Origin of the sequence: Halarsenatibacter silvermanii (genome assembly GCF_900103135.1) — a bacterium.
GTDB classification, from domain to species: domain Bacteria; phylum Bacillota; class Halanaerobiia; order Halanaerobiales; family Halarsenatibacteraceae; genus Halarsenatibacter; species Halarsenatibacter silvermanii.
The window spans coordinates 1-8,828 of the sequence record NZ_FNGO01000042.1 but is presented as its reverse complement, the minus strand read 5'-3'; the positions used below and the strand labels follow the sequence as shown (position 1 = coordinate 8,828).

General features: G+C 47.6%; 8 protein-coding genes and 1 riboswitch. Of the genes, 2 read left to right on the top strand and 6 right to left on the bottom strand.

Annotated elements, in window-relative coordinates; genetic code table 11:
- Positions 1 to 579: 579 nt before the first annotated feature.
- Positions 580 to 774 (top strand): hypothetical protein, encoded by a 195-nt coding sequence (locus BLT15_RS12550; RefSeq protein WP_143423100.1) that lies wholly within the window; start codon positions 580 to 582, stop codon positions 772 to 774.
- A gap of 105 nt (positions 775 to 879) precedes the next feature.
- Positions 880 to 1,626 (top strand): DUF429 domain-containing protein, encoded by a 747-nt coding sequence (locus BLT15_RS12545; RefSeq protein WP_159429960.1) that lies wholly within the window; start codon positions 880 to 882, stop codon positions 1,624 to 1,626.
- 13 nt (positions 1,627 to 1,639) lie between these two features.
- On the opposite strand, the gene BLT15_RS12540 is transcribed toward BLT15_RS12545, so the two are convergent.
- From BLT15_RS12540 to BLT15_RS12515, 6 genes are all read right to left on the bottom strand, one after another.
- The gene (locus BLT15_RS12540) at positions 1,640 to 3,793 is read right to left on the bottom strand and encodes a cell division protein FtsA (protein ID WP_089762348.1); all 2,154 of its coding nucleotides are present in this window, start codon (positions 3,791 to 3,793) and stop codon (positions 1,640 to 1,642) included.
- A 170-nt stretch (positions 3,794 to 3,963) separates the two neighbouring features.
- Entirely contained in the window at positions 3,964 to 5,082 is a 1,119-nt protein-coding gene (locus tag BLT15_RS12535) for an ABC transporter substrate-binding protein (protein ID WP_089762346.1), read from the bottom strand.
- A gap of 138 nt (positions 5,083 to 5,220) precedes the next feature.
- On the bottom strand, positions 5,221 to 5,430 hold the full coding sequence (locus BLT15_RS12530; protein WP_089762343.1) for a hypothetical protein: 210 nt from the start codon (positions 5,428 to 5,430) through the stop codon (positions 5,221 to 5,223).
- 31 nt (positions 5,431 to 5,461) lie between these two features.
- Complete coding sequence (trpD, locus tag BLT15_RS12525; protein WP_089762341.1) at positions 5,462 to 6,577, bottom strand: anthranilate phosphoribosyltransferase; 1,116 nt, start codon at positions 6,575 to 6,577, stop codon at positions 5,462 to 5,464.
- A complete protein-coding gene (locus BLT15_RS12520; RefSeq protein WP_089762338.1) occupies positions 6,577 to 7,668 on the bottom strand; it encodes an alcohol dehydrogenase catalytic domain-containing protein in 1,092 nt (363 codons plus the stop codon). The genes trpD and BLT15_RS12520 overlap by 1 nt, the downstream gene beginning before the upstream one ends.
- A gap of 94 nt (positions 7,669 to 7,762) precedes the next feature.
- Positions 7,763 to 8,010: riboswitch (cobalamin riboswitch) on the bottom strand.
- 104 nt (positions 8,011 to 8,114) lie between these two features.
- Positions 8,115 to 8,828 (bottom strand): HD-GYP domain-containing protein (locus tag BLT15_RS12515; protein ID WP_143423099.1); only part of this gene is annotated, 714 nt, incomplete at its 5' end.

Genomic DNA, 8,828 nt, shown 5'->3' with positions numbered 1-8,828 from the left:
TATCCGTTCTTTGGAGATCGTTCTAATCTGGTGAGCCATAGCGATTGAGTCATGCTGCAAGCCAGTTTTTCCCCTGGCAAAAGCGCTTCTGTAGGCTGATTCTAAACCATTAACTTAATTTAACATAATTGCGTAAAATCTTCATTTTGCGAAAAAATATCTCAAGAATTCATTCTCTTTTTCCGGAAAGGACAGATTATCTAGATAAAAAAGATCACTATGCTGCACTGTTAGATTCACCGGACGCCGACATGAACTTGATGTAATGCGCGAAAAATTCAAAGATCAGGAATACGAAAAACTGAAAAATCAATACAATTATATTGACTTTTCCCCGTATTATCCGTATAATAAAAACTCAGCACGTAGGCAGCAGACATAGGAGTGGATATTTTTGGGCGGATCTCAAAAATATACAGATTTTAATAGAGAGGATATCAAAGAGTATATTGCTACCATAAAAAAGCTTGTTCAGGAAGGAAACTATAAATTTCATAGAAAAATATAATCTCAATAAAAACAGAAGAGAAAAAATAATCTTATCTCTTGATGTAGAAGATTTTTGTTATGCAGTTGATAATGAAAACAAATGATAATGAAAACAAAGGCTATGAACATGAAACTTTATATATTTTTTGCAAGAAAAAAGCGAGAGCTGGTTTAAAAGAAGGAGAAACTTCAGATAATATTATAGATAAAGATATAATGGAGGAATATTTTTATTTGATAAAGCTTGTTGTTAGATTTTATAATGCTTTTCAAAGCTTTTGTTGAAAGTTGTCATATATGCTGGAGGATAACACCTCCAGCTTTTTTGTTTTTTTATAATTTTCCTTGAAAATAAAAAAATAAAATCATCAACCGGTGGTGAATATGAAGATGAAATATTTAGGCGTAGACGGCTGTCCGGGGGGCTGGCTGGCGGCCGGCGAAAAAGATAGCGGTGAGATCGAGCTCGATCTTTATAAAGATTTTGTCACGCTCTGGCAGGAAAATTCGAGCCCCGAGCTTCTGCTGATCGATATTCCCATAGGGCTAAAGAAAAGCGGTTCGACTGAAAGACTCTGCGACCGGGCAGCGCGTTCTTTTTTGAGCAAACGCAGTTCGTCTGTCTTCCCTGTTCCCTTTCGCCCGGCTTTAAAGGCAGAAAGCTGGCAGCAAGCCAATCGGACAAATAAAGAGGTGAGCGGCCGGGGGTTGAGCCGGCAGAGCTGGGGGCTGGCGGACAAAATTAAGGAGATCGACGACTTTTTGGGCCGCTTTCCCGGGGCGGTCGAGCTCATGCATGAATCGCATCCGGAGCTGGTCTTCTGGGCTTTAAACGGCTGTCAGGAGATGGCCGCTAATAAAAAGTCGCAGGAGGGGTTCGCGGAAAGAAAGAGAGTGCTGGCCCGATTTTTCGACCGTCTCTCCTCTCTTATCGATAATGCCCAGGAGGATCTGGAGTTTGATGCTTTTGGCCAGGACGATATAGTCGATGCCCTGGCTCTGCTGGCGGCCGCCCGCCGGGGCGAAAAAAAGCTGATATCTCTTCCTGACGAGAAGATGAGAGACGATCGGGGTCTGAAGATGGAGATAGTCTATCCTCAACCCGTCCCGGATGTGATATCTGCTTCAGATTCATAATCTTTTATACAGGTCAAAATTTCAGCGTTATTTCGTCGCCCTCGCTGAGCTCCGCGCTGAAGCTTCTTTTTTCACCGTCGATGTAAACGCTGGCTTCTTCTTTCATTCTGTCCGAGAGGCCATAATTTATGTACTCCAGAAGTCCTCCCGCCGTCATGCCGCGAAAACTGATTTCAACCTCGTCTCCGCTTTCCAGCTGATAATCATCGGAAACCTCGCTGCCGTTAACACTGATCGTCTCCGGCAGAGGGGGTATCTCGAGTTCTTTACCATTCAGTGATACTTCCAGACTATCCCCGGGCAGAAAGTTATTTTCGGCGAGATCTTTGATCGTCTCTATCGGTCCGGAACTGTCGATTTTCAACCTGTCGCCATCCTCGAGTTCGGCCTGCCGGCCCACGGGCGAGCCATTTTTATAGACCAGAAGCTCATCTCCCGGCAGAATCAGCTCCCGGCCGTTGACGGTTATTTCCAGCGTTTTGCTGCCGAACTTTTTCTCCGGCACTTCCGGCAGCATCTCCATAACGTCGGCTGCCGTCTTAAGCGGTCGGAACTCGATCTCATCCCCATCCTCGAGCATTTTTTCCGGTCCGGCCGGCCTGTCGTCGACTTTTAAAACCGGCTCGAGCTCTTTTTTTTCGCCATCGAGAATGACTTCCACCTTTTTATCGGGATCGTCGGCGAGCACCTCGCCCACGCGGGCGGCGGCATCCTGGCCGCGCTCGCCGGGCACGAATTCTATTTCGTCATCGGCGCTGACCTCGGCCTCCATATCGACCTCTTCTCCGTTCAGCTCAACCCTGCCCGGGCTGCCCATCTCGCCGGGAATTGACTGCAGCTCTCCGTTGAGGGTGTAGGTAAGTCCGTGACCAGGTCGAGGACTTATACTGTCCAGGTCGACGCTGGCCTGCAGCAGCGCATCCTCAACCCGGGGCTGCTGGATCGAAAAAAGCGTAACTTCCTCAGCGTTTACCCGCACCCGGGAAAAGACGCTGGCCTCCCGGCGGCGGGCGGCATAAACTCCTATGCCCAGCGGAGTTATCATCTGAGCTCCGGCAAGGCCTTCGATTTCGCCCTCCACACTTTCCAGATCATCGGCCTCACGAATGCCGACCCTGCTGCTGTCCAGATCGAGATAATCGGCCAGTGTCCGGGTGAAACCAGGGGTAAGGCTGCCTCCTCCGATGCAGATAACCGCCCGGGGAGTGCCGGAGTTAAGTCGGGCTATCTCTTCTCCGATCATCAAAGCCATCTCTTCTGCCCGCTGTTCGGCTATCTCCTTTATTTTTTCACAATCAACCTCTATGTTATTGCCGAGAGCATCCTTCACCTGAAAACTTTCCCCGGCCTCCAGCTGACACTTTATCTCCTCGGCTGAATGATAATCGAGCAAAAACTCATCGGCTATGGCCTCTGTCACCTCATCGCCGGCTATGGGCACCATGCCGTAGGCCTTCATCGCCCCGCCCTCGGTGATTGCTATATCCGCTGTGCCGGCTCCGATATCGACCAGGGCCAGGTTGAAGTTGTACATATTGCGGGGGACTACAGCTTCGGCAGCCGCAATCGGCTCAAGGGTGAGAGCGCTGATATCGAGATCGAGATTGTCTATAACTGAAAGCAGCGAGTCGACCACTATCCTGGGCAGGAAGGTGGCGATTATATCGACCTCCGCCCGGCTGGCCTGCTGGTGTAAAAGCTCGGTCACAAAGATACCGTCAACGCGATATTCCTTCACCGTATAGCCGACAAAATGATATTCCATCTCCGCTTCGCTCTTATCACCGTTTTCTCTGAGCTTTTCTCGCGCTTTTTCCACAGCTGAGTACTCGAGAGAGCTGACATCGGCCTCGGTGAGCTTTCTTTTGGCCGAGTATTCGATCTCCCGGGTGCATGCGGCGGTTTCCAGTGATCTACCCGCCGCTGCCACGGCCGCCGATTCGATTTCCCGGCCCAGCGAATTCTCAACCTTTCCCACCAGCCGCTCCAGCTCGGAAGTTACCTGCGAGATATCATGTATCTGTCCGTCGAACATCGTCCGCTGCTGGTGAGGAATAACCTCGGATTCCCTGACCCGATAGCCCTCCTCTGCTTCTTCCAGCACGGTGCCGACCAGGGTTCTCGTGCCAATATCCAGGGCGAATATTTCTCCGTTGTGCTCGGACATAAAACCACCTCAGCTCTGCTGTATTTGAGTTAAAAAAACTGCCGGAAAAATTCGAACAGAATCAAACGGGCCTGCAGATATGGATAATACAGTGAGTACAGGGGCTTATAAAGTATAGGGGCTCATATTATTATTCTGTTTCGAAGGGGTTTAAACCTGCTCCCAGCCCGTTATTTTTCCAGCAGATCGACCGAACCAAAGCCGCGGTGAAAATCGCTCAATTCATCGTAGACCGGCTCGCCCAGAAATTTTTCCATTATCTCTTCAACTCTGGATTCGGGATCCACATCGGAAAATCTCTCCGGGTAGATAATGCTGCCGGCATAATAGGCGTTGCCGAGTATGCTGCTGGTCTGGCGGTGATAATCGGAATAGGGTAAAATTGTATATGTGCGCCCTTCCTGGACGGCGCTGAGGGTGGAGTATTCATCGTAGCGTTCAAAATCCTCGACGACCAGGGGAAAGTTGCCCGAATCGATGAATATTTTATCCGGATCGTTCAAAAGTAGCTGCTCTCTATCGAACATAACCTGAATCTGACCATCCTCATCTTCAATTACCTCCCGGGTGATGGCAGGAGCGTTGATAAAGTCCAGCGGTTCGAAGGGGACCCGGGTGGAAGTAAGACCGTGAGAACCCCGAAATGAAATTCCGCCGGCAAAAACAGTCGCTCTTTCTTCAGCGGAGATATCTTCGGTTCTGGCTTCGAGGTCGGCCAGTATCTCCTCCAGATATTCGCTCAGCTTTTCAGCTCTTTCATTCCTGTCAAAAATCTCCCCCAGCAGCTTCCAGCTTTTCTGGAGCTTTTCCTTCTCTCCGTAATGATCACCAAAATCGACAATAACCGTCGGAGTTTCAGTCTTCTCCTGCAGGGTGGCAGCATCACCGGGGTCGCCGTAAAAAACTATCAGGTCGGGCTCCTGTCGGGCGATAAGCTCGGGGTCTCCACCGTGATCGGGGCCTATGACGGGGAGATCTTCCAGTTCGGGATGGGCCAGCCTGTAATCGCGATAATAGCCTTCTTCGTCCATCACCTCTCCTTCCTCTATGCCGACGACTCTGTCCTCTGCCTGCAGATGGACGATGTGCCGCAGAGAGCCCGGGCCAATGGCGATGACCCTCTCTACTTTCCGGGGTATTTCCAGCTCGCGCCCGGTCATATCCTCGATCTGGCGGTAATCATCCTCTGATTCGGCCTGGACTGCATTGAAGCCGGAAAAAATCAAAAGTGTTAAAATGGTGCAGACGAGCAAAGAACCTGTCAGATGTTTGCGCAGTTTTGACTGCAAAACTTATACCTCCTGAGATTTTTTGTATTATTCGGTACATCGGATATTTAAGATACTAATTAATAGGTTAAAGATGCAGCAGGCATTTCCTGCTCCTGTTTTTTTGGAAAAACAATAAGCTGCGCTGCCGCCCAGCTCTTAAAATTCTACCTCTTTTTCTGTTATCTCCAGTTCTACCATTTTTAGATTGGCGAGGTCATCATTTTCTGCTGCTCTTTTTAGCTGTTTTAATTCTTCCGAATCTCTATCACCAAATACCGAGGCTTTATTCATGGGAACAGTCCTATAACTATCTTCTCTTTCAGCTTTTAAATATCCTTCGCGGGACTTCAAAGCGTATAATTTCATCATTTTATCTCCTTTCTTATCTCATTATGAATTATACTTTTTCTAAAAGAGACTCCAGTCTGTTTAACCTTTTTTGGGAATCAGTATTTTGAACTTTAACCCATTCCTTCAGTTTTTCGACAGCTGCCCCTGAGGCAAGAATTTCCCTGGCCTGTCGATAGCCATCCTCAATCTCATCGCTGTAATCCATCAGATAAAGAATTAAAGCTGCATTTAAGCTCACAATTTTCTCCCGGCTTCCCCTTTCTTTTCCTGTTAATACCTTCAGGAGTTTTAAAGCTTCTCTCTCACGATTTTCATGAGGAGCAATATCATGGCTGTTTGTTTTTTCGATTCCCAGCATTTCGGGCGAAAAAGAATATTCCTCCAGCTCACCATCTTCATCAATTTCTACGAGATAATTTTGACCTAGAGTCGAAGCTTCATCCATTGTCTTTTTCTTATCTCCACTTTCAGCCAGACCGCAGACCACCATTGCCCTCCTATAGCCAATTAGATGCATCACCCTGGCCACCGGTTTCAATAATTTTCGAGAATAAACACCGCGCACCCCATAGCGGGGGCGAACAGGGTTTGCCAGGGAGGCAGCTATGTTTAAGGTGGTTCCAAAGGAGATTTTGGCCAGAATTCTACCCAGAGCTTCCGGATGCACCTGAGAGTTCATTCCATTGAATATCCCCAGACCGGTTTTTTCTATGCTGTCAACTATAATTTCCGGCGGAGATTCAACTCCCACACCCAGCTCCTCAAGAATATCAATCGTACCGCAGTTAGAAGTGATTGCCCGGGATCCATGTCTGGCCATATTTATTCCGGCGGCAGCAGCGACGAGAGAAGCTGCTGTGCTGATATTAAAAGTTTCGACTGCATCCATTCCTGTCCCGGAATTTTCCACCAGAGGCTCATCGACATCGGGATTTACTTTCACAGTATCTAAATTGTAGATAGCATCCCAGCTGCCAGCAATCTCCTCTGCTGTTTCCCCTTTGGCGGTCAGAGCTGCCAGAAAAGCCCCCTGCTGCATTTCGGTCGGTTCATCTCGAAGCACCTCAGAAAACATCATTTCCATATCTTCTCTGGAAAAATTTTTCTCCTCGATCAATTGATTTATCCGGGCTCCAAATTCTTTACCTGTCAGCTGGCCCATTAAATAATCTCTCCTTTCTGGTGTTCGAATTGAATGATTGTCTTCATTCCTATTTTATTTCTCGCCTTTTTTATACCCTGCGAAATCTGTTCCAGGGGAATTTCATCAGTGATAAGCCGGTCGACCGCTATTTTTCCTTCGGCTATAAGTTTTAAGGCCTTTTGGTTCTGCTCAGCAGTACAACCATATGCTCCTATCAACGCTTTTTCACCGTAGTGCAGCAGATTTCCATCCACTTCCAGGGCTGCATCTTCGGCAGGCAGCCCGGAAAACAACAAAATTCTGCCTCTAAATTTAAGCAGCTCGGGAAGGGGATAGGCTGCTGCTCCCTGACGGCAGGCTAAAATAATAACGTCCACCCCCCGATCAGCTGTCTCCTTCATTACAGCTCTGTTCAATGATTCCCTTCCGGTATTTATCAGGCAATCCACTTTTGTTAAAGCTGCTTTTTCTGAATCGACAAATTCCAGCCTTCTCTCCAGTCTATCCGCCATTATAATTTTTTTGGCTCCGTAAGTCTCGGCCAGCATAGCCTGAAGGCAGCCTATGGGACCTGCGCCAATTATCAAAACACTGTCTCCCTGCTTCACCCGGGCCAGGTCCAGCCCGTTGATGCAGCAGGCTAATGGTTCTGAGAAGACCGCCCGGGAGAATGATAGCTTATCGGGTATTGAATTCACCGCTCCGGTTTTTATTCCCTTAGCCGGGATTGACAGATACTCGGCAAAGCCTCCGTCTCTGGTAAAACCGAGTATCTCTATTTCCTCACAGTTATTCGTAAGACCCTGCTGGCAGAATTCACATTCCCCGCAGACTATTCCAGGAGCTATCTGCACCCTATCGCCTCTTTCGAACTGTTCTGTCAGACTTTCTAATATTTTTCCGGTGACTTCATGCCCCAAAATCCGGGGATAATCCAGAGCTTTATGTCCTTTATCGACCATTTTTACGTCGGCATTGCAGATTGCACTGGCCGCTGTCTCGATCAAAACTCCTCCGGGCGGACATTCCGGCCGGGGAATTTTTTCCAGCCTCAGGTCTTTGGGTTCTTTCAGTACCGCCGCTTTCATTTTCGCTTCCCTGGCACTCATTTTTTACCTCCTGTTTTAATTTTTAACCCATTAAAAAAGCCCACAACCCCAAAAGGGATTGTGGACTTTGCCATCATCCACTCAATAATATGAAAAAACTATCGCTAACCGGGCAGGCTTGCTGACTTACAGCAAGACTCTTTGTGCCTTCCCTGATCGCTTGAAGTTTCGGCAATCAAGTGGCTGATCTCCAAAGAGTGTTAGCGCTGCTTACAGTGGCGGGACCGTGCTGTCTCAAGGAGGAGTAAAAACTTCCTGCCTCAGGCAGACTTTCCTTTTAAATCGATCGCTAACCGGATTTTCTCCGGTCAGCAATCGATCACCCGATTAAAAAATATTGCTTCCTTTACGAATTTTGACGAATTTACCAGCGATTTTGAAGTGAAACCTGCTTGAGAAATTATATCATGAATGACTTATGCAGTCAAAAGTCATTGAATATTAAATCACTCTATATCACTTTTCATCATTTTTACAAACTTTTCGGCCAGCTCAGGATCAAATTGACTGCCTGCACATCTTTCTATCTCCTGGAAGGTCGCTTCTTTACTCAGGGCATCTTTGTAGGGTCTGCCTGCAGTCATCACATCGTAAGAATCCACAATCGAGATTATCCTTGATAAAAGTGGAATCTCTTCTCCTGCCAGTCCCTTCGGATAGCCTCTGCCATCCCACCGCTCATGATGACATAAAATAGCTCTGGCAATAGGCCCAAATTCCTCGGTCGCTGAAGCGATATTATATCCTCTTTCAGGATGTTCTTTTATTATATCCCATTCTTCCGCCGTCAAATCTTCGGGTTTGTTCAGTATATCCTTTGAAATCGTGGTTTTACCTATATCATGGAGTGAAGCCAGAAGGGATAAATTATTTATTTGCTCGTTTGATAGGCCGATCTTTTCTCCCAGCCTGTGTGCCAGCTCGGTCATCCTCATGGCATGCTCCATGGTCTCCTGGCTTTTGGCCGAAAGGGCATTGAGCATGTTCTGTACAAGCTTGTTTTCGGCGCTGTAAGCTTTGGTCAGTTTATCCTTATACATTCTCCCGTCTGCTCTGGCCATGAAATCTTCGAACTTTTCTTCTGTATCATGTTTGGCAGCAACTCCCACCCCCAGAGTGATGGGAATATCGCCGAATTCAGCTTTCTCGCAGGCATTTTC

What these genes read in the sequence shown, in the direction of transcription:
- BLT15_RS12550 (WP_143423100.1), top strand. Translation starts at nt 580, where the DNA reads ATGAAAACAAATGATAATGAAAACAAAGGCTATGAACATGAAACTTTA.
- BLT15_RS12545 (WP_159429960.1), top strand. Translation starts at nt 880, where the DNA reads ATGAAATATTTAGGCGTAGACGGCTGTCCGGGGGGCTGGCTGGCGGCC.
- BLT15_RS12540 (WP_089762348.1), bottom strand. Translation starts at nt 3,793, where the DNA reads ATGTCCGAGCACAACGGAGAAATATTCGCCCTGGATATTGGCACGAGA.
- BLT15_RS12530 (WP_089762343.1), bottom strand. Translation starts at nt 5,430, where the DNA reads ATGAAATTATACGCTTTGAAGTCCCGCGAAGGATATTTAAAAGCTGAA.
- trpD (WP_089762341.1), bottom strand. Translation starts at nt 6,577, where the DNA reads ATGGGCCAGCTGACAGGTAAAGAATTTGGAGCCCGGATAAATCAATTG.
- BLT15_RS12520 (WP_089762338.1), bottom strand. Translation starts at nt 7,668, where the DNA reads ATGAGTGCCAGGGAAGCGAAAATGAAAGCGGCGGTACTGAAAGAACCC.